At 62.4% G+C, this 18444-nt stretch carries 16 protein-coding genes; 13 read left to right on the top strand and 3 right to left on the bottom strand.

Annotated features, from left to right (window positions below):
• Nucleotides 1–31: 31 nt before the first annotated feature.
• From SKTS_RS17520 to hypE (SKTS_RS17555), 8 genes are all read left to right on the top strand, one after another.
• Nucleotides 32–559, top strand: a complete 528-nt coding sequence (locus SKTS_RS17520) for an REP-associated tyrosine transposase (protein ID WP_173068152.1) — start codon at nucleotides 32–34, stop codon at nucleotides 557–559.
• Nucleotides 537–2990 (top strand): carbamoyltransferase HypF, encoded by a 2454-nt coding sequence (locus SKTS_RS17525; protein WP_244617384.1) that lies wholly within the window; start codon nucleotides 537–539, stop codon nucleotides 2988–2990. The genes SKTS_RS17520 and SKTS_RS17525 overlap by 23 nt, the downstream gene beginning before the upstream one ends.
• 2 nt (nucleotides 2991–2992) lie before the next feature.
• Entirely contained in the window at nucleotides 2993–3250 is a 258-nt protein-coding gene (locus SKTS_RS17530; RefSeq protein ID WP_173068155.1) for a HypC/HybG/HupF family hydrogenase formation chaperone, read from the top strand.
• Nucleotides 3247–4371, top strand: coding sequence for a hydrogenase formation protein HypD (gene hypD, locus SKTS_RS17535; protein ID WP_173068158.1), 1125 nt, complete (start codon nucleotides 3247–3249; stop codon nucleotides 4369–4371). The genes SKTS_RS17530 and hypD overlap by 4 nt, the downstream gene beginning before the upstream one ends.
• A 96-nt stretch (nucleotides 4372–4467) precedes the next feature.
• Nucleotides 4468–4845, top strand: coding sequence for a GxxExxY protein (locus SKTS_RS17540; RefSeq protein WP_173068160.1), 378 nt, complete (start codon nucleotides 4468–4470; stop codon nucleotides 4843–4845).
• A gap of 190 nt (nucleotides 4846–5035) precedes the next feature.
• Nucleotides 5036–6085, top strand: coding sequence for a hydrogenase expression/formation protein HypE (gene hypE, locus SKTS_RS17545; protein WP_173068163.1), 1050 nt, complete (start codon nucleotides 5036–5038; stop codon nucleotides 6083–6085).
• A 43-nt stretch (nucleotides 6086–6128) separates the two neighbouring features.
• The gene (locus tag SKTS_RS17550; protein ID WP_173068166.1) at nucleotides 6129–7586 is read left to right on the top strand and encodes a sigma-54-dependent transcriptional regulator; all 1458 of its coding nucleotides are present in this window, start codon (nucleotides 6129–6131) and stop codon (nucleotides 7584–7586) included.
• Nucleotides 7583–8632, top strand: coding sequence for a hydrogenase expression/formation protein HypE (gene hypE, locus SKTS_RS17555; protein WP_173068169.1), 1050 nt, complete (start codon nucleotides 7583–7585; stop codon nucleotides 8630–8632). Before SKTS_RS17550 ends, hypE (SKTS_RS17555) begins: the two co-directional genes overlap by 4 nt.
• Before the next feature lie 40 nt (nucleotides 8633–8672).
• Here the strand turns inward: hypE (SKTS_RS17555) and SKTS_RS17560 are convergent, their stop codons facing one another.
• The 3 genes from SKTS_RS17560 to ilvA all read right to left on the bottom strand — a co-directional run bounded on the left by SKTS_RS17560 (nucleotide 8673) and on the right by ilvA (nucleotide 13367).
• A complete protein-coding gene (locus SKTS_RS17560) occupies nucleotides 8673–10760 on the bottom strand; it encodes a TonB-dependent receptor plug domain-containing protein (protein WP_173068172.1) in 2088 nt (695 codons plus the stop codon).
• Nucleotides 10761–11061: 301 nt separating this feature from the next.
• Nucleotides 11062–11856, bottom strand: a complete 795-nt coding sequence (locus SKTS_RS17565; protein WP_173068175.1) for a sulfite exporter TauE/SafE family protein — start codon at nucleotides 11854–11856, stop codon at nucleotides 11062–11064.
• Nucleotides 11856–13367, bottom strand: coding sequence for a threonine ammonia-lyase, biosynthetic (gene ilvA / locus SKTS_RS17570; protein ID WP_173068178.1), 1512 nt, complete (start codon nucleotides 13365–13367; stop codon nucleotides 11856–11858). The genes SKTS_RS17565 and ilvA overlap by 1 nt, the downstream gene beginning before the upstream one ends.
• A 138-nt stretch (nucleotides 13368–13505) precedes the next feature.
• On the opposite strand from ilvA, the gene rpiA reads away from it, so the two are divergent.
• The 5 genes from rpiA (at nucleotide 13506) to SKTS_RS17595 (ending at nucleotide 18417) form a co-directional block, all read left to right on the top strand.
• Nucleotides 13506–14165 carry a ribose-5-phosphate isomerase RpiA gene (gene rpiA, locus SKTS_RS17575; RefSeq protein ID WP_173068181.1) on the top strand — a complete coding sequence of 220 codons (660 nt, stop codon included), beginning with the start codon at nucleotides 13506–13508 and terminating at the stop codon, nucleotides 14163–14165.
• 89 nt (nucleotides 14166–14254) lie between these two features.
• Nucleotides 14255–14959 carry a phosphate signaling complex protein PhoU gene (phoU, locus tag SKTS_RS17580; protein WP_173068183.1) on the top strand — a complete coding sequence of 235 codons (705 nt, stop codon included), beginning with the start codon at nucleotides 14255–14257 and terminating at the stop codon, nucleotides 14957–14959.
• Complete coding sequence (gene ppx / locus SKTS_RS17585; RefSeq protein WP_173068186.1) at nucleotides 14960–16453, top strand: exopolyphosphatase; 1494 nt, start codon at nucleotides 14960–14962, stop codon at nucleotides 16451–16453. It begins immediately after the preceding gene.
• 149 nt (nucleotides 16454–16602) lie between these two features.
• Nucleotides 16603–17133: an LPP20 family lipoprotein gene (locus SKTS_RS17590; RefSeq protein WP_173068189.1), complete on the top strand. Its 531-nt coding sequence runs from the start codon at nucleotides 16603–16605 to the stop codon at nucleotides 17131–17133.
• A gap of 3 nt (nucleotides 17134–17136) precedes the next feature.
• A complete protein-coding gene (locus SKTS_RS17595; protein WP_173068192.1) occupies nucleotides 17137–18417 on the top strand; it encodes a flagellar assembly protein T N-terminal domain-containing protein in 1281 nt (426 codons plus the stop codon).
• Nucleotides 18418–18444 lie beyond the last annotated feature (27 nt).

The following is an 18444-nucleotide window of genomic DNA, read 5'->3' on the forward strand; positions in this document are numbered from 1 at the left end:
CGTGCCCACCTGACCAAGACAAGGTAAAGCCATGTCCAACTATCGTCGCAGCCTTATCCCTGGCGGCACGTTTTTCTTCACCGTCGCGCTGGCGGACCGCCACTCGTCAACCCTTGTAGACCATATCGACCACCTGCGGTCGGTCTATTCGAAGGTACAACGCAAGCGCCCCTTCCAAACCGTGGCTATCTGCATTTTGCCGGAACACTTGCACGCGATCTGGACCATGCCGCCGGATGACGCGGATTACCCGCTACGTTGGAATCTGATCAAGGCAGGATTCTCCCGCGCGCTGCCGCCTGCCAAATTTCGTTGCGCAAGCAAGGAGGGAAAGCGCGAAAAGGGCATCTGGCAGCGCCGTTACTGGGAACACCAGATAAGGGACGAGACAGACTTGCGGCAGCATGTGGATTACATTCACGCCAATCCGCTCAAACACGTGCTGGTAAAACATGTGAAGGATTGGCCCCATTCGAGTTTTCATCGTTTTGTCGCCCAGGGCGATTTGCCTGCCGACTGGGCGGGTGCGAGCATGGATGAGCATGATTATGGTGAATGAAGATGGGCAGCGTGGGCACGCTTCGCTTTGCCCACCCTACGGCGGCTTCGTTTCAATTCGCATCCGGGTACGGGGCCAGGTTCAGGGCGTCGGCTTCCGGCCTTTCGTTTACCGCCTGGCGCGCGAGCTCGGACTTCAGGGCTGGGTGCGCAATGACGGCGAGGGCGTGGAAATTGCCGCCTTGGGCGAAGAAAACGCCATCCGCAACCTGCTTGCCCGGCTGAGAACGGATGCGCCGCCACTGGCGCGGGTGGATGCGGTCGAGTCCGGGGATGGCGCAGCGCTTGCCGTCGCGCATGGTTTCGCCATCCTGGAAAGCCAAGGCGGCCCAGCCCATACCGGCATCGCGCCCGACGCCGCCACCTGCCCCGCCTGTCTCGCCGAACTGTTCGACCCGACCGACCGCCGTTACCGCTACCCTTTCATCAATTGCACCGACTGCGGCCCGCGTTACACCATCACCCGCCACCTGCCCTATGACCGCCGTTACACCAGCATGGCGCCCTTTGTGCTGTGCCCGGCGTGCGGCGCGGAATATCGCGACCCGGCAAACCGCCGCTTCCACGCCGAACCCAATGCCTGCCCGGTGTGCGGCCCGCGCCTGGCACTGCTGGATGCTTCCGGCCGGGCAGTCGCGGCGGACGATATCGTCGCCGCCGCCGTGGCGCGCCTCGAGGCAGGTGAAATCCTCGCCATCAAGGGACTTGGCGGTTTCCACCTCGCCTGCGATGCGCGCAACGCCCAGGCGGTCGCCAGGTTGCGCGAGCGCAAGCAGCGCGAGGAAAAACCCTTCGCGGTGATGGCGGCCAACCCCGCTTCGCTGCAAGCCCTGGTGGAAGTGGACGCGGCCAGCGCCGACCTGCTGCAGACGCGCGAGCGCCCCATTGTTTTGCTGCGCAAGAAAGCGGAATGCGATGCCTTGCTGGCAGGCATCGCACCGGGGATCGCCTGGATGGGCGCGATGCTGCCCTATACCACGCTGCATTTCATGCTGTTTCATGAAGCGGCAGGAAAACCCGCCACCACTGCCTGGCTGGAGCAGCAGCAGCAGGAACTGATGTTGGTAATGACCAGCGCCAACCCCTGCGGCGAACCACTGGTGACCGGCAACGACGAGGCTCTAGCAAGACTGGGGGGGATCGCCGATGCCTTCGTGCTGCACGATCGCGACATCGTGGTGCGCTGCGACGACAGTGTAGTGAGGAGCGTCCCCGTTCTTACTCCTCACTCCTTCACGCCGGAGCGCGAGCCTTCGGCTCCGCTCCCGGCGGGGATGCCCCTTGCGGGTACACCCCTCACCCCTCACGCTTACCAATTCATCCGCCGCGCCCGCGGCTACACCCCGCGCGCCATCCAGTTGCCCCGTTCCGGCCCGGCTATCCTGGCCTGCGGCGGCTGGTTCAAGAATACGGTGTGCCTGACGCGAGGCAACGAGGCTTTTCTCTCCCAGCACATCGGCGACCTGGACAACGCGCCCACCCGCACCTCGCTGGATGACACGGTCCGCCACCTGATGGAAGTACTGGAAATCGAACCGCAGATCGTGGCCCACGACCTGCACCCGGATTTCCACAGCACCCGCTTTGCCGCCGAATTCGCGCATCAGCGCGGCATTCCCGCGCTCGCCGTGCAGCACCACCACGCCCACATCGCCGCCGTGCAGGCCGAACATGGCGTCACCGGTCCGGTGCTGGGCCTGGCCCTCGACGGTGTCGGCTTCGGCCCGGACGGGGAAGCCTGGGGCGGCGAACTGCTGCGGGTGGAAGGCGCGGATTTCCAACGCCTCGGCCACCTCCGGCCGCTCGCCCTTCCCGGCGGCGATCGCGCCGCACGCGAACCGTGGCGCATGGCCGCCAGCGCGCTGCATCAGCTGGGGCTGGGAGATACGATCGAAGCCCGCTTTACCCATCCTGCCGCCGCGACCGTGCGGCAGATGCTGGAGCGCGGCATCAACGCACCGACGACTTCGAGCTGCGGACGCTTGTTCGATGCGGCAGCCGGCCTGCTGCGGACGCGGGACGTAGCCTCGTTCGAGGGTCAGGCCGCGATGGCATTGGAAGGACTGGCGGAAATCCATGGCGCGGTGGAGCCGTTGACCGATGGCTACCGGCTTGCCCCGGACGGCGTGCTGGATTTCCGGCCCCTGCTCGGCGCTGTGGCGGACACCCCCGATCAGGCCTTCGGCGCGGCGCTGTTTCATGCTACTTTGGCGCAGGGGCTGGCGGCCTGGACGATGCAGGCGGTGCAGCAGAGCGGGATCAGGACCGTCGTGCTGGGCGGAGGCTGCTTTCTCAACGCCATCCTGAGCCGGAATCTCCGTGGCCGGCTGGAACAGGCCGGACTGACCGTTCTCGAAGCCTGCCAGGCGCCGCCCAACGATGGCGGGCTGAGCCTGGGCCAGGCGTGGGTGGCGATACAAAAAGGAAACTGAACATGTGCCTAGCAATTCCGGCCCGGGTGGCCGAACTACTGGAAAACGACCTGGCCGTTGTGGATCTGGGCGGCGTGCGCAAGGAAATCTCGCTCGCGCTGGTGGACGACGTCGCGCTGGGCGACTACGTCATCGTCCACGTCGGCTATGCCATCAACCGCCTCGACCCCGAGGAAGCCGAGAAAACTCTGGCGCTGTTCGCCGAAATCGCCGAGACACTCGACTCTTCACCCCTCACCCCTCACTCCTCACCCATATGAAATACATCGACGAATTCCGCGACGGCGATCTGGCGCGCAAGCTGGCGGCGGACATCAGGCGCGAGGCCAGGCCGGAGCGCGAATACGGCCTGATGGAGTTCTGCGGCGGCCACACCCACGCCATTTTCCGCTACGGGATTCAGGGCTTGCTGCCGGACTGCGTGCACATGATCCACGGCCCCGGCTGCCCGGTGTGCGTGCTGCCCATCGGCCGGGTGGACAACGCCATCGAGCTGGCGCGCATGCCCGGCGTGACTCTGTGCTGCTACGGCGACATGCTGCGCGTACCCGGTTCCGGCCGCGTGAGCCTGCTCAAGGCCAAGGCCGACGGGGCGGACATACGCATGGTCTATTCCAGCGCAGACGCGCTGAAAATCGCCCAGGAAAATCCGGAAAGGCAGGTGGTGTTCTTCGCCATCGGCTTCGAAACCACCACCCCGCCCACTGCGGTGGTGATCCTGCAAGCCGAAACACTCGGGCTGAACAATTTCACGGTATTTTCCAACCACGTGCTCACCCCCGCCGCCATCGGCGCCATCATGCAGAGCGGCGAGGCTCGAGTGGACGGCGTGGTCGGCCCGGCGCACGTGTCCACCGTGATCGGCAGCCGCCCCTACGAGCCGTTTTCAGCTGAGTACCATATGCCGGTGGTGATCGCCGGTTTCGAACCGCTCGACATGATGCAGGCGATCCTGATGCTGATCCGCCAGATCAACGAGGGCCGCGCCGAGGTGGAAAACGAATTCACCCGCGCGGTGACCCGCGACGGCAACCTCAAGGCGCAACGCATGGTGGACGAGGTGTTCGAACTGCGCGACACCTTCGAATGGCGCGGCCTCGGCTGGGTGCCGGACAGCGCGCTGCAGATCCGCGAGAAATACGCCGCCTTCGACGCCGAAAAACGTTTCGAGCTGACCCATGCCTCGGTGGCGGACCACCAGTCCTGCGAATGCAGCGCCATCATCCGCGGCGTGAAGAACCCGCTCGACTGCAAATTGTTCGGCAGCGTGTGCACGCCGGACAACCCGATCGGCTCGTGCATGGTGTCGTCGGAAGGGGCTTGCGCGGCTTATTACACTTACGGGCGTTACAGGGAAGCGCAGAAACAGGATCAAACATGATCACCGCCGAGCAAATTGCAGGTGCCGAGCTCAGCGATGGCGATCAAGCAACTCAAGGAATAACCGATATCCACGGAACACACGGATGACACGGAAATGGCAGACCTAAAATATGAAGAAGAAAGTTTTCGAATAAGGGGCGCCATATTCGAAGTCTATCGTGAGATGGGGTGCGGGTTTCTGGAAGCGGTCTATCAGGAATGTCTTGAGAAAGAGCTTGGCAAGCAGGACATCCCCTTTGCAGCCCACCGAGAGCTGGCATTGCATTACAAGGGTGACCGTTTGGAGCAGACATACAAACCGGACTTCATCTGCTTCGAGCGGATCATTGTCGAACTCAAGGCGGCGAAGGAACTGGCGGGCGAACACCGGGCGCAGGTTCACAATTACCTGAAAGCAACCGGACTTGAGTTGGGGCTGCTGGTCAACTTCGGCCATTATCCGAAAGTCGAAATCGAACGAATCGTAAAATGAAAAGGCAAATAACCACGGAATACACTGAATACACGGAAGGTAAAGCAATGGAGCATTTTCCGTGTATTCAGTGTATTCCGTGGTTAACGTTCTCGGTTTCGACCTTGCCGGCAAGGTGGATCGGCCGGAGATCGACAGCATCCACACACTGCACGATGTGCTGAAATCAGAATATCAGTAAGGCGACCAAATGAACAAACCCAGGACCGGCTACATCCGCCCCCTCGACCTCAAACACGGCCGCGTGGACATGTCGCACGGCAGCGGCGGGCGGGCCATGGCGCAGTTGATCGAGGAGCTGTTCATGGCGGCTTTCGACAACGAATTCCTGCGCCAGCAGAACGACCAGGCGAGCTTTCAAGTGCCGCCGGGGCGCATGGTGATGGCGACCGATGCGCACGTGGTGTCGCCGCTGTTCTTCCCCGGCGGGGACATCGGCTGCCTGTCGGTGCACGGCACCATCAACGATGTCGCCATGGCGGGCGCGGTGCCGCTCTACCTTTCCGCCTCTTTCATACTGGAAGAAGGCTTTCCGCTCGCCGACCTGGCGCGCATCGTCGAGTCCATGGCGCGCGCCTCGCGCGAGGCGGGCGTGCCGGTGGTTACCGGCGACACCAAGGTGGTGGAGCGCGGCAAGGGCGACGGCGTGTTCATCACCACCACCGGCGTGGGCGTGGTGCCGGAGGGGGTGAATATTTCCGGCGACCGCGCCCGACCGGGGGACGCGATCATCGTCAACGGCCCGCTGGGCGACCACGGCGTGGCGATCATGTCCTTGCGCGAAAACCTCAGTTTCGGCACCACCATCCAGTCCGACACGGCCGCGCTGCACGGGCTGGTGGCGGCCATGGTGGCTGCGGTGCCGGATATCCACGCGCTGCGCGATCCGACGCGCGGCGGGCTGGCCACCACGCTCAACGAAATCGCGCGCCAGTCTGGCGTGGGCATGATGCTGCGCGAATCCGCCCTGCCCATCCGCGCTGAAGTCCGGGCGGCGTGCGAGTTTCTCGGCCTCGACCCGCTCTATTCCGCCAACGAGGGCAAGCTGATCGCCATCTGCCGCAACGAGGACGCGCCGGCCCTGCTGGCCGCGATGCGCGCCCACCCGCTGGGCCGGGAAGCCGCGCTGGTCGGCGAGGTGATCCCTGATGACCACCACTTCGTGCAGATGGAGACCACCTTCGGCGGCAAGCGCATCGTGGACTGGCTGACCGGTGAACAGCTTCCTCGCATCTGCTGAAAAGCTTCTTTCCATCGACGGCTAATTTGCGCAACAATAGGCCATGGCTCCGCTCTCTACCGTATTGATCGTTGACGACGAAGTGCGCTCGCAGGAGGCGTTGCGCCGCACGCTGGAGGAGGAGTTCGAGGTTTTCGCCGTCTCGGGGGCGGAAGAAGCGCACGGCGTCCTGGAGCAGGAGGCGGTGCACGTGATCCTGTGCGACCAGCGCATGCCGGGCACAAGCGGCGTTTCCTTCCTCAAGCAGGTGCGGGAGCGCTATCCGGATACGGTGCGCCTGATCATTTCCGGCTATACCGAGACCGAAGACATCATCGCCGGCATCAACGACGCCGGCATTTACCAGTATCTCACCAAGCCCTGGCACCCCGAGGCGCTGCTGCTCAACGTACGCGCCGCTGCGCGGCTGTACCGCCTGCAGCAGGAAAACCAGCAGGCGTCGCTGGAAATCCGCACCGCCGAGCCGGTGCTGCGCAAGCGCGTCGAGGCCAAGCGCGAGGCGCTGCGCAACCTGTACCATTTCGAGCGCCTGATCCGCGGCGAGGGCAGCCCTCTCCACAGCGTGTGCGAAATGGCGCGGCGCATCGCGCCGTACGACATTTCCGTGCTGATCACCGGGGAATCCGGCACCGGCAAGGAATTGCTGGCGCGCGCCATCCACTACGGCAGCAGCCGCGCCGACCGGGTGTTCGTGATCGAGAATTGCGGCGCCCTGTCCGATACCCTGCTGGAAAGCGAGCTGTTCGGCCACAAGCGCGGCGCCTTCACCGGCGCGTATGAGAATCGCGTCGGCCTGTTCGAGCAGGCCGACGGCGGCAGCATTTTTCTCGACGAGATTGGCGAGACTTCGCCGGCGTTCCAGGTCAAGCTGCTGCGCGTGCTGCAGGACGGCGAGATCCGCCCGCTCGGCAGCTCGCGCTCGCGCCATGTCGACGTGCGGGTGATTTCCGCCACCAACCGCGACCTGGAAGCTGATGTCAAGCAAGGCCGCTTCCGCGAAGACCTTTACTACCGCCTCACCACTTTCTCACTGCATATTCCGCCGCTGCGCAGCCGCGCCATGGACATTCCCGTGCTGGCCCACCATTTGTTGCGCGAAGCGGTATATGCGCTGGAAAAGCCGGTGCAGGGCTTCGCCGAGGAAGCGCTGCAAGCCATGATGCGCTACCCCTGGCCCGGCAACGTGCGCGAACTGCGCAACGAAATCGTGCGCATGCTCGCCTTGAGCGTGCGCCCTTACCTGGACGTGGAACTGATGTCGCAGCACGTACTGAATGCCAGCCTGGAGGAAGACCTCACCCCGCGGGAGTCCGACATGGCCGGGGGGATGCTGAAAGACCGCATGGACGCGCTGGAGAAACGGGTGCTGCGGGAAACCCTGAACCGCCACCGCTGGAACAAGTCGCGCGCCGCGCTGGAACTCGGGCTGTCACGGGTCGGGTTGCGCGCCAAGCTGTTGCGCCACGAACTGGGAAAAGAGTCTCCCAAGGACAAGAAATGAGCAAGGTGCGGCGGCGCTTCATCAGCTCGCTGGACCTGCAGCACGGCCATGTCAGCATGGCCCACGGCAGCGGCGGGCGCGCCATGGCGGAACTGGTCGAGGAGCTCTTTCTGGCCGCGTTCGACAACGAGCACCTGCGCCCCCTGAGCGATCATGCCTGCTTTACCCCGCCCCCGGGCCGCCTGGCCATCGCCACCGACAGCCACGTGGTGACCCCGCTGTTCTTCCCCGGCGGCGACATCGGCAGCCTGTCGGTACACAGCGCCATCAACAATGTCGCCATGGCAGGTGCGCTACCGCTTTACCTCACCGCCGGATTCATCCTGGAAGAAGGCTTCCCCCTCGCCGACCTCAAGCGCATCGTCGATTCCATGGCGGCCGCTGCCCGCGCTGCCGACGTGTCCATCGTCAGCGGCGACACCAAGGTGGTGGAACGCGGCAAGGCGGACGGCGTGTTCATCAACACCACGGGCGTCGGGGTGGTGCCGGAGGGGGTGGATATTTCCGGCAATCGCGCCCAGGCGGGCGACAAAATACTGATCAACGGCTTCATCGGCGACCACGGCATGGCGCTCATGGCGCAACGCGAGAAGCTGAAATTCGAGACCCCTCTCCTGTCCGATTCCGCTGCGCTGCATGACCTGGTCGCCGCGATGCTGGCCGCAGTACCGGACATTCACTGCCTGCGCGACCCGACGCGGGGCGGCGTGGCCGCTGCGCTCAACGAACTGGCGCGCCAGTCGCGCGTCGGCATGCTCGTCCGCGAAAGCGCCCTGCCGATTCGGGAAGCCGTGAGCGCGACCTGCGAACTCCTCGACTTCGACCCGCTTTACGTCGCCAACGCCGGCAAACTGCTGGTGATCTGCCCGGCGGATGCGGCGGAAACGCTGCTGGCTGCAATGCGCGGCCACCCGTTGGGGGAGCATGCCGCGATCATCGGCGACGTGACGGCAGACTCGCACGCTTTCGTGCAGCGGGAATCGGCTTTCGGCGTCAGGCGCATGGTGGACTGGCTCAGCGGAGAACAGTTGCCGCGGATTTGTTGACACCAAGGAAAACGAGCGGATTCGAAGCCCTGGCCAGACACTAGAAATTCACGGTTGCCGTCAACCAACTGCGCCGCATGAAGAAAACATTGGCTGCCTCATTGACCGTGCCATATTTCGTGTAATTGTTTTGCGTCGCATTTTGCACCACCAATGCCAGTTCCGCGTTGCGCCCCTGGTCGAACTTGAAGGTTTTCGCAATACGGAAATCGAGCCTGCGCATCGTGTTTTCGCGCGTCACGTCCGGGCTGACGTTGATCACGCGCACCGGATTGCGCCAATAATACCCGGCGCTGAATTGCCAATTTTCTGCAAATTGATGCGACAGCAGGAGACTGGCGCTATCCGTCGGGACGGTCTGGGAAAACTGGTCGAGCAGCTCGGTCTGATAAAAGCGCCTTACGCGATCGCCGACCGAGGAATAGGTGACCGGGTCATACGGATCGGGGACGGTGCTGAAATATTGCGTGGGGTAATTGCCGAAACTGATCGAAGCCCGCTGGTGCGCGTAATTGGCCAACAGAAAGCTGCGGTTTTGATTCCAGTGGTACTTGAGCGTTGCTTCCACGCCCTTGTACTCGGCCGAAATCATGTTCTTGAAGCTGTCTGCGGGGGTCAGCAGGGGATATTTATCGACAAAGATCATATCCGTCACCTGGTCTACATATGCCCGCACATCCACGGTCACTCCCAGCGAATGGAACTCCCCGAGATAACCCACCTCTTTCGAGACGATTTTTTCCGGTTTGAGCGGCGTGACGGGTGGCACGTAGGCGCCGCCGAGAATCGTGTTCTGCGCATCCATATACACCTCGCCCATCGCCGGGCTGCGCGTGGCGGTGGAAACTCCCACGCGCACCGTGTGCTGGGGCGTGAAATGGTAGTTCAGAGACGCGCGCGGCGAGCTGTTTTTACTCCCCATGCCGTTGTCTTCGAGCATGGTGCCGATATTCAGAACCGCCGCCGGGGTGATGCGCCATTCATCGTGGGCGAATACCTGCCACGAATTCACGGTATAAGGGCGCCCCATATACAAGGGATAGTGAGCGTGATCGCTGCGCGTCCTTGCGCCCCACACCAGGCGATTGCTACCGCTCAGCTGATGGGTGTTCTGCAATTCCAGCTCGTTGCGCTGGCTATACACTTCCTGCCGGGTAAAGCCCTGAGCGATGGGGACTGCGGGCAGGTTATTCCCCTGACACGTTGCCGAATCGATGCACAGGTAGGGATCCACTGAACTGCGCTCGGTGTAGGAATAGGTCAGCTTGCTCTCGCTGCTTGCCGGCCAAACGTGCAGCCAGCTGGTTTGCAGGAAACGGCTCTGCGACGTGGTGTCGCGGAATGCGTCCTCCGGTCTGCCGGCGATACCCAGGCCGTACACGCCATCGCTACTGCCCAGTTGCACGTCGAGACTATCTGTCGCATTCGGATGATAGTTGCCGCGGAAATTGAACAAGCGCGTCGTGTTGTGATCGTTCAAGATGGCGTTATCGATTCCCTGGTCGGAACGATAGCCTAGCGACAGGCGATAGTCGAATTGCTCCCCGACTTTGCCGAATCTGGCTGAGACATCGGAAGCGTCGCCACCCGTCAGCGACACGCTGCCGCCGACCTGACTGAGCGCATCGCGCGTGATGATATTGATCACACCGTAAAAAGAATTGGTGCCATGCGAAGCCGAAGACGGCCCGCGCACGACTTCGATGCGTTCGATGTCTTCGATCTGGAGCGGGAGGTCGGCCCAGTTCACGCCGCCAAAGGGGGGCAAATAGGCACTGCGGCCATCGATCAGTATTTGCATGCGGCGCGAGAATTCATCCGTCGCGCCATGAAAAGAAACCACCGGACGATTCGCATCGGCAAAGCCCACATACATCCCGGGCACCAGGCGCATCAGATCGGGCACGGTGCGGAAACCCGATGCCTTGATCATCTCCCTGTCGATGACCGTCATCGCGCTAGGCGCTTCGGACAGCGGTTGCGACAAACGGGACGCGGTCAGAACGACGGGAAACTCCTGGAAATAGTAGTCTGCGGAAGTATTGTTTTCTTCGGCTTGGCCAGGCAACGCCCACAGCAAGAACGCCGAAGCCAGTATCCTGGGGCCAGACAGAGGCAGTTTGTCCATAATGGACGTTTTGTTGATTCGCATTGGAAATTGACCAGACGATGATGCCCGGAATGCCTTCTTTATACTAATTTTTTGATCCGTTCAAAACGGTCGGGCGATGAGTAATATAACTTGATTATTATCAATTTTCAATGCGCGCCGGCAGCGCCCGGATCCATCTCTTCGATGAGCGTCATTATCAACTTGGATCTGTGATAAACCGCTTAGGTCGGAGGTCTGTGACGGGTTGGCACTGCCGATCACGGGGCAACCCTGAAGGAAAGCGTTCCGCCTGTGGCCGGCCGTCAGTCGGGAGGCATTAAAACAAGCTTGTCAGCATGCGCGTGCCCAGCACGATCAGCAGCGCGGCGAACACTTTTTTGAGCTGCGGCACCGGCAAGCGATGAGCCATCCTTGCGCCGAACGGCGCGGTCAGGACGCTGGCGAACACCAGGCCGGCGAGGGCCGGCAGGTAGATGAAGCCCAGGCTGTATTGCGGCAGGCCGGCGGCACCCAGACCGTTGACGACGTAGCCGAGCGCCCCCGCGGCGGCAATGGGGAAGCCGATGGCGGCCGAGGTGCCGATGGCCTGGTGCAGTTTGATGTTGCACCAGGTCATGAACGGAACCGACAGCGTGCCGCCGCCGATCCCCACCAGGCTGGAAACGCCACCGATCACGCTCCCCGCGCCGAACATTCCGCCCGGGCCGGGCAACTGGCGCGCGGGTTTGGGCTTGATGTTGAGCAGCATCTGGGCGGCGACGTAGTAGACGAACACCACGAAAAAAACCTTGAGGAAATTGGTCGAGAGCTGGGCGGCCAGCACGGTTCCCAGCAGGGTGCCGGCGACGATGCCGGGCGCGATGCCGCGCACTACCGGCCAGTTCACCGCGCCATGGGCATGATGGGCGCGCAGGCTGGAGAGCGAGGTGAACAGGATGCTGGCCAGCGACGTGCCCAGCGCAACGTGCAGCATGTGCTCATGCGGGAAGTGCTGGGCGGTGAAGATGAAGGTCAGCACCGGCACGATCACCAGCCCGCCGCCCACCCCCAGCAAACCGGCCAGAAAACCGGCGAAAACGCCGGTCAGCAGGTACAGCAGCCAGAATTCCATCAGCCGAGGAAGAGCTTATACGCCGGGTTGTCGTTCTCGTCCCAATAGGGGTAGCCGAGCTTGTCGAGAAAGTCCTTGAACGCCTGCTTGTCCTGCGGCGGCACCTGGATGCCTACCAGCACCCGGCCGTAGTCCGTGCCGTGGTTGCGGTAGTGGAACAGGCTGATGTTCCAGCTGTGGCTCATGCTGTTGAGGAAATTCAGCAGCGCGCCGGGGCGCTCGGGAAACTCGAAGCGGAACACCATTTCGTCCTTCACCAGCGGGGCGTGGCCGCCGACCAGGTGGCGCACGTGCAGCTTGGCCATTTCGTTGTCGGACAGGTCGACTGCCGCGATCTCCCTGTGCTTCAGCGCCGCCAGCAGCTTGTCCATCTCGCTGCGGTTATGCACCTGCACGCCGACGAAAACGTGGGCCTGGCCGGGGTCGGAGAAGCGGTAATTGAACTCGGTGATGGCGCGCGGGCCGAGCAGAGCACAGAATTCCTTGAAGCTGCCCGGCCGCTCGGGGATGGTGACCGCCAGTATGCCTTCACGCTGTTCGCCCAGTTCGGCGCGCTCGGCCACGTGGTGCAGGCGGTCGAAGTTCATGTTGGCGCCGGAGGCGATGGCCACCAGGTTCTTGTTCTTGAGCTTGTGCTGCTTGGCGTACATTTTCGCGCCGGCGATGGACAGCGCGCCGGCCGGCTCGAGGATCGAGCGCGTGTCCTCGAACACGTCCTTGATGGCGGCGCAGATCGCGTCGGTGTCGACCAGGATCACCTCGTCCACCAGTTGCTGGCAGAGGCGGAAAGTTTCCTCGCCGACCTGCTTCACCGCCACGCCGTCGGCGAAAATCCCCACCTGGGCCAACGTCACGCGCTTCTTCTGGCGCAGGGACTGGTACATGGCGTCGGCGTCCACCGGCTCGACACCGATGATCTTGATGTCCGGGCGCAGGCGCTTGACGTAAGCGGCCACGCCGGCGATCAGCCCGCCGCCGCCGACCGGCACGAAGATCGCGTGGATCGGCCCGCCGTGCTGGCGCAGGATTTCCATACCGACGGTCCCCTGTCCGGCGATCACCTCGGGGTCGTCGTAGGGATGAATGAAGGTGAGCTTCTTTTCTTTCGCCAGTTCCATTGCATGGACGTAGGCGTCGCTGTAGGAATCGCCATGCAGCACCACCTGAGCGCCGCGCGCCACCACGGCGTTGACCTTGATGTTGGGGGTGGTGGCAGGCATCACGATGACCGCCTCGCACTTCAGCCGCTGCGCCGCCAGTGCCACGCCCTGCGCGTGGTTGCCGGCAGATGCTGCGATCACGCCGCGCTTGAGGACGGCGCGCGGCAGCTGCGCCATCTTGTTGTAGGCGCCACGCAACTTGAACGAAAACACCGGCTGCATGTCTTCCCGTTTGAGCAGGATGGTATTGCCGAGACGGCGTGAAAGGTTGGGCGCTTCTTCCAGCGGGCTTTCGATGGCCACGTCGTAAACGCGGGCGGTGAGGATTTTTTCCAAATAATCGGTTGGCATAGGGCTACACAGTTGTTCGTATATAAGACGAAGATTAGCAGTAATCGGCACATTTGAGCAGCCGGCTATAGCCTAAATGGCCGGTTGCCGCTATGCTTTTAACCTTATTGCATCCCGATTTTGAAAGAATATAAAAAAATGACTCAAGACGAATTGAAACAGGCCGTGGCGCGTGCCGCGATCGAACACGTACCCAGCGGCATTATCGGCGTCGGCACCGGCTCGACCGCCAACTTTTTCATCGACGAACTGGCCAAGATCAAGCACAAACTGGATGGCGCCGTCGCCAGCTCCGAAGCGACCGCGCAGCGCCTGCGCAAGCACGGCATCGAGGTACTCGACCTCAACAGCGTGAGCGAACTCTCGGTTTACGTCGACGGCGCGGACGAGATCACCCGCCACATGCACATGACCAAGGGCGGCGGCGGCGCGCTGACACGCGAAAAAATCGTCGCCGCTTGCAGCAGGAAGTTCGTCTGCATCGCCGACGGCACCAAGCTGGTGGACTTGCTGGGCAAGTTCCCCCTGCCGGTGGAAGTGATTCCCATGGCACGCAGCTATGTCGCGCGCCAGCTCACCAAGCTCGGCGGCCAGCCGGTGCTGCGCCAGGGCTTCACCACCGACAACGGCAACGTCATTCTGGACGTGCACAACATGCAGATCATGAACCCGGTGGAACTCGAAACGGCCATCAACCAGATCACCGGCGTGGTCACCAACGGCCTGTTCGCCTGCCGCCCTGCTGACGTGCTGCTGCTCGGTACGCCAGAAGGCGTGAGAACCCTGACCGCGCAGTAGCCACACAACTGTCACAAACAACGATTAGAATCCCGCGATTCGATCAACGTACCAGTCCCGACCCGAGATGAAGCAGCGAGGAGAACATCATGGCCCAGGAACACATATTCAAACAAATGGACGCCGACCTGGAAGAGGTTCGTTCGCGCGTACTGCAAATGGGCGGCATGGTGGAAGAACAGATCACCAAGTCGATCGAGGCCCTGACCAGTGGCAACCTGGAACTGGCCGATGAAGTGATCGCCAACGACCACCGCGTCAACGCCCTGGAAATGCTGATCGACGGCGAATGCACCCAGATCATCGCGCGCCGCCAGCCGACAGCCGGCGACTTGCGCCTGATCATGACGGTCGAGCGCGCCATTACCGACCTGGAAAGAATCGGCGACAAGGCGGAAAAAATCGCGCGCATGGCTAAAAAGATTCACGGCGCCGACCGCATTTCCGTCCCCCGCTTCTCCGAAATCAGGCACATGAGCGAAATGGTGCTGGAAATGCTGCGCACCGCGCTGGACGCCTTTGCCCGTCTCGACACCACAGCCGCCGCCCAGCTGAAGCGCCAGGACGTGGAAGTGGACGACGAATTCGACGCGGTACTGCGCCACCTGATCACCTTCATGATGGAAGATCCGCGCATGATCACCACGGCCATCGACATCCTGTTCGCCGCCAAGGCGGTGGAGCGCGTGGGCGACCATGCCAAGAACATCGCCGGCTACGTGGTCTACATGGCCAAGGGCAAGGATGTCCGTCACGCCAGCATGGAAGAGATGGAACGCGAAATCGAGCAGTAAATGCGAGCGTACTCCACCATCGCCGCAGTCGACCTCGGCTCCAACAGTTTCAGGCTGCAGGTCGCGCGCGTGGTGGGTAACCAGGTCTACCCGCTCGACTCGCTCAAGGAACCGGTCCGTCTCGGCGCCGGCCTGACGCCGGACAAATACCTCGACGACGAATCGCAGCAGCGCGCGCTGGCCTGCCTCAAGATTTTTTCCGAGCGTCTGCGCGGCCTGCCACGCGAGGCGGTGCGCGCTGTCGGCACCAACACCTTCCGCGTGGCAAAAAACGCGCCCGCCTTTCTGGACGCGGCACAAGCGGCGCTCGGCTTCCCCATTGAAATCGTCGCCGGCAAGGAAGAAGCCCGCCTGATCTACCTCGGCGTTTCCCACGGACTGCCCGTTTCGGAGGAACAACGCCTGGTGGTGGATATCGGCGGCGGCTCGACCGAATTCATCATCGGCTCGGGATACCAGCCGCAGCAGATGGAAAGCCTGTACATGGGCTGCGTCAGCTTCAGCCGGCGCTTTTTCCCCGACGGAAAGATCGGCAGAAACGACCTGTTGCAGGCCGAACTGGCGGCACGCAGCGAAATCCTCACCATCGCCGCGGACTTTTCCGCCGGACACTGGCAACATGCGGTCGGCTCCTCGGGTTCAGCGCGCGCCCTGGCTGAAATCCTGGAACAGAACGGGCTGTCCGCATCCGGCATCACACGCGATGGCCTGGCCAGACTGCGCGCGCTGCTGCTCAAGGCCGGGGATGTTAAGCTGCTGCAACTGGCGGGCCTGGTGCCCGACCGGGTGCCGGTACTGGCCGGCGGTTTTGCCATCATGAACAGCATCTTCACCGAACTCGGCATCGAGCACATGGATGTGGCCACCGGCGCGCTGCGCGAAGGCGTGCTGTACGACCTGATCGGCCGCTTCCACAAACATGACATGCGCGAAGCCACGGTGCGCGAATTCATGCGCCGCTATCACGTCGACCCGCCCCAGGCGGGACGGGTGCAGGTACTGGCGAGCACGCTGTTCGATCAGATCGCGCACAAGCTGGACGGCACGATCGCCAATCCTAGGCTCCAGCTGGCGTGGGCGGCACGGCTGCACGAGATCGGCATTTCCATCGCCCACACCGGCTATCACCGCCACTCTGCCTACATTCTCGCCAACGCCGACATGCCCGGTTTTTCCCGCCTTGAGCAGGAGCAATTGAGCCTGCTGGCGCGCGCTCACCGCGGCGCCCTGAGCAAACTGCTGAGTTTGGTTTTGAACCCGAGCGAATGGCCGCTGATCCTGGTGTTGCGCCTCGCGGTGCTGCTTTGTCGCAGCCGCAGCGACGTCGAGCTGCCGCCGATGAAGCTCAAATTCGGCAGCAGCGGCTTTTCGCTCACCCTGAATCGCGAATGGCTGGAACACAATCCCCTGACCCGCGCCCTGCTCGAAGACGAAAGCAAGGAGTGGAAGTCTATCGGCATTTCTTTTGCGCTCAAGACAGGCAAGGCGCTGTAGCGGACATTTCTACCCTTAACAAATCGGTTATCATGCCGATAAGCTGTGTTGTTAAAGCAAGTTCTCGAATACCCTGGGGGATGCCCGTGATCAAACGCGTTGTGCTTTTATTGCCAATTGTTCTGCTGACTGCTTGCAGTTCATTTTCGTTGCCCCAGATTTTCGGCACTTCCTCCACGCCAAAACAGCAAACCGTCGTGATGCGCCCGGTCACGCTGACCGCCATCGGCTACGGCGCCACCATCCCCAACAGCAACTATACCGAAGGGCAAAAACGCCTGATGGCGATGCGCGCTTCCAAGCTCGATGCCTACCGGGCACTGGCAGAACAGGTTTACGGCGTCAGGATCACCAGCAACAGCACGATCGCCGGTCTGGCCGCGCAGCACGACAGCTTCCGCGCATATGTGGACGCTTACATCCGTGGCGCGAAAATCGTCACGGTGACGCCGATGGCGGACGGAAATTACGAAACGGTGCTGGAGCTCGAACTCAACGAGCAGTTTTATCAAACCGTGAACCAGCCTCAAAGCCAGCCGATACCTCAACAGCAAGGCAGCCTTGAAAGACCGCCAAAGGCCGAAGCACCGATAACCGTTGCCACGGCACAGAACTGCGGCGGCAAGACTGGCACCACCACAGGCTGCGGCAATGCGGCAAACTTCTATCACGCGGAATAAAGCTTGAAACTCGGGCTCTTAGCCCTTGCTGTGCTGCTCATTTCCAGCGCGGCAACGGCACAATCCATTGAAACCGAAGGCATCGCCGCGCTTGACGCCGGCGGCATGGAGCAGGCACGCCAGGAAGCCATTCAGGATGCCCTGCAGCAAGCCGCCATGAGTGCCGCCGCACAGGTCGAAGCCAGCAGCGACATGGACTCCTCCGGCAGGCTGCAGGAAAGCGTGCGCGTCACGCCAGCGGCAAGCATATCTAGCCACACGGTATTGCAGGAATGGAGCGCGGACGGGCTGTTGCACGTCCGGATACGCGCAGAAGTCCAGCCTCAGGAAGAAAAAACCGCGCCGACAAGGGCGGGCCAGAAAGCAGTCGCCCGAACACCAAATTTCAAGAAAAAAATCGCCGTCACCCGCTTCCAGGTGGTCAATTCGCTCCAGGTGGAGGACATTTCCAATATTTGGGATGGCTATCCCCTCGAATTGCTGCGCCGCCTGGAACTGCTCGGGAACGTACTGCCGGTCAATAACATATCTTCGCTGCTGTCGGCCGGCAGTGAGCCCATCATCGACTCTCCCGCCAACCGGGAAATGATCCGCCGCATCGCCGAGCAGACCGGAAGCCAGTTCGTGATTTCGGGCGTGATTCTCGACGCCGGCTTCGGTGGCGGAACCATCCGGCCTTATTGGGGTTGGCAAGGCAAGGAAAGCGGCAGCCGCTCCGAACTCGCCCTGCCTTGGCCGAACCTTGCCGTCGGTCTCAAGCCAGGTCCGTCGGAGCGTCGTCTGGAAGTGGAAATATTCATCCATGACGGGCTCAGCGGCGCCCTGATTGCACGCCACCGCGCCAGCGCCGAAGCTGGCGGGCGTGTGACGGTGGGACGCGATAAACCCTTCGCCAGCGCCGCCTTCTTCGCCACCCCCTTTGGCCATGTGGCCGAACGCCTCATCGACACCCAGGTCGAGGCCGTCAGCAACGATCTGGCCTGCCTGCCGTTCATGGCAAGCATCGTGCGCATCCAGGGGAAAAAAGTCTTTCTCGACGCCGGCGGCACTTCCGGGCTGGCGCCCGGAGACAGGCTGACGGTGTATCGCAAGAACACGAACGCACCGATCAGCAGCCTTTCCGGCACCACCACCCTGGGCATTCCGGAAACGTCCGCCACCACCGTCACCCTGCGCGAGGTGCAACCCTTGTTCGCGCTCGGGGAACTGGCTGCAGACCCGGCCAAGGTGAATGTGCAGATTGGGGATGTCGCGCGCTTCGAAGCGGCACGCGCCGGAAAGTAAACAAGTCGCGCGCCGGCAACACCCGGC

This window comes from Sulfurimicrobium lacus (genome assembly GCF_011764585.1).
Taxonomy (GTDB): domain Bacteria; phylum Pseudomonadota; class Gammaproteobacteria; order Burkholderiales; family Sulfuricellaceae; genus Sulfurimicrobium; species Sulfurimicrobium lacus.

Coding starts and splice junctions, on each gene's coding strand:
- SKTS_RS17520 (WP_173068152.1), top strand. CDS start 32: ATGTCCAACTATCGTCGCAGCCTTATCCCTGGCGGCACGTTTTTCTTC.
- SKTS_RS17525 (WP_244617384.1), top strand. CDS start 537: ATGAGCATGATTATGGTGAATGAAGATGGGCAGCGTGGGCACGCTTCG.
- SKTS_RS17530 (WP_173068155.1), top strand. CDS start 2,993: ATGTGCCTAGCAATTCCGGCCCGGGTGGCCGAACTACTGGAAAACGAC.
- hypD (WP_173068158.1), top strand. CDS start 3,247: ATGAAATACATCGACGAATTCCGCGACGGCGATCTGGCGCGCAAGCTG.
- SKTS_RS17540 (WP_173068160.1), top strand. CDS start 4,468: ATGGCAGACCTAAAATATGAAGAAGAAAGTTTTCGAATAAGGGGCGCC.
- hypE (WP_173068163.1), top strand. CDS start 5,036: ATGAACAAACCCAGGACCGGCTACATCCGCCCCCTCGACCTCAAACAC.
- SKTS_RS17550 (WP_173068166.1), top strand. CDS start 6,129: ATGGCTCCGCTCTCTACCGTATTGATCGTTGACGACGAAGTGCGCTCG.
- hypE (WP_173068169.1), top strand. CDS start 7,583: ATGAGCAAGGTGCGGCGGCGCTTCATCAGCTCGCTGGACCTGCAGCAC.
- SKTS_RS17560 (WP_173068172.1), bottom strand. CDS start 10,760: ATGGACAAACTGCCTCTGTCTGGCCCCAGGATACTGGCTTCGGCGTTC.
- SKTS_RS17565 (WP_173068175.1), bottom strand. CDS start 11,856: ATGGAATTCTGGCTGCTGTACCTGCTGACCGGCGTTTTCGCCGGTTTT.
- ilvA (WP_173068178.1), bottom strand. CDS start 13,367: ATGCCAACCGATTATTTGGAAAAAATCCTCACCGCCCGCGTTTACGAC.
- rpiA (WP_173068181.1), top strand. CDS start 13,506: ATGACTCAAGACGAATTGAAACAGGCCGTGGCGCGTGCCGCGATCGAA.
- phoU (WP_173068183.1), top strand. CDS start 14,255: ATGGCCCAGGAACACATATTCAAACAAATGGACGCCGACCTGGAAGAG.
- ppx (WP_173068186.1), top strand. CDS start 14,960: ATGCGAGCGTACTCCACCATCGCCGCAGTCGACCTCGGCTCCAACAGT.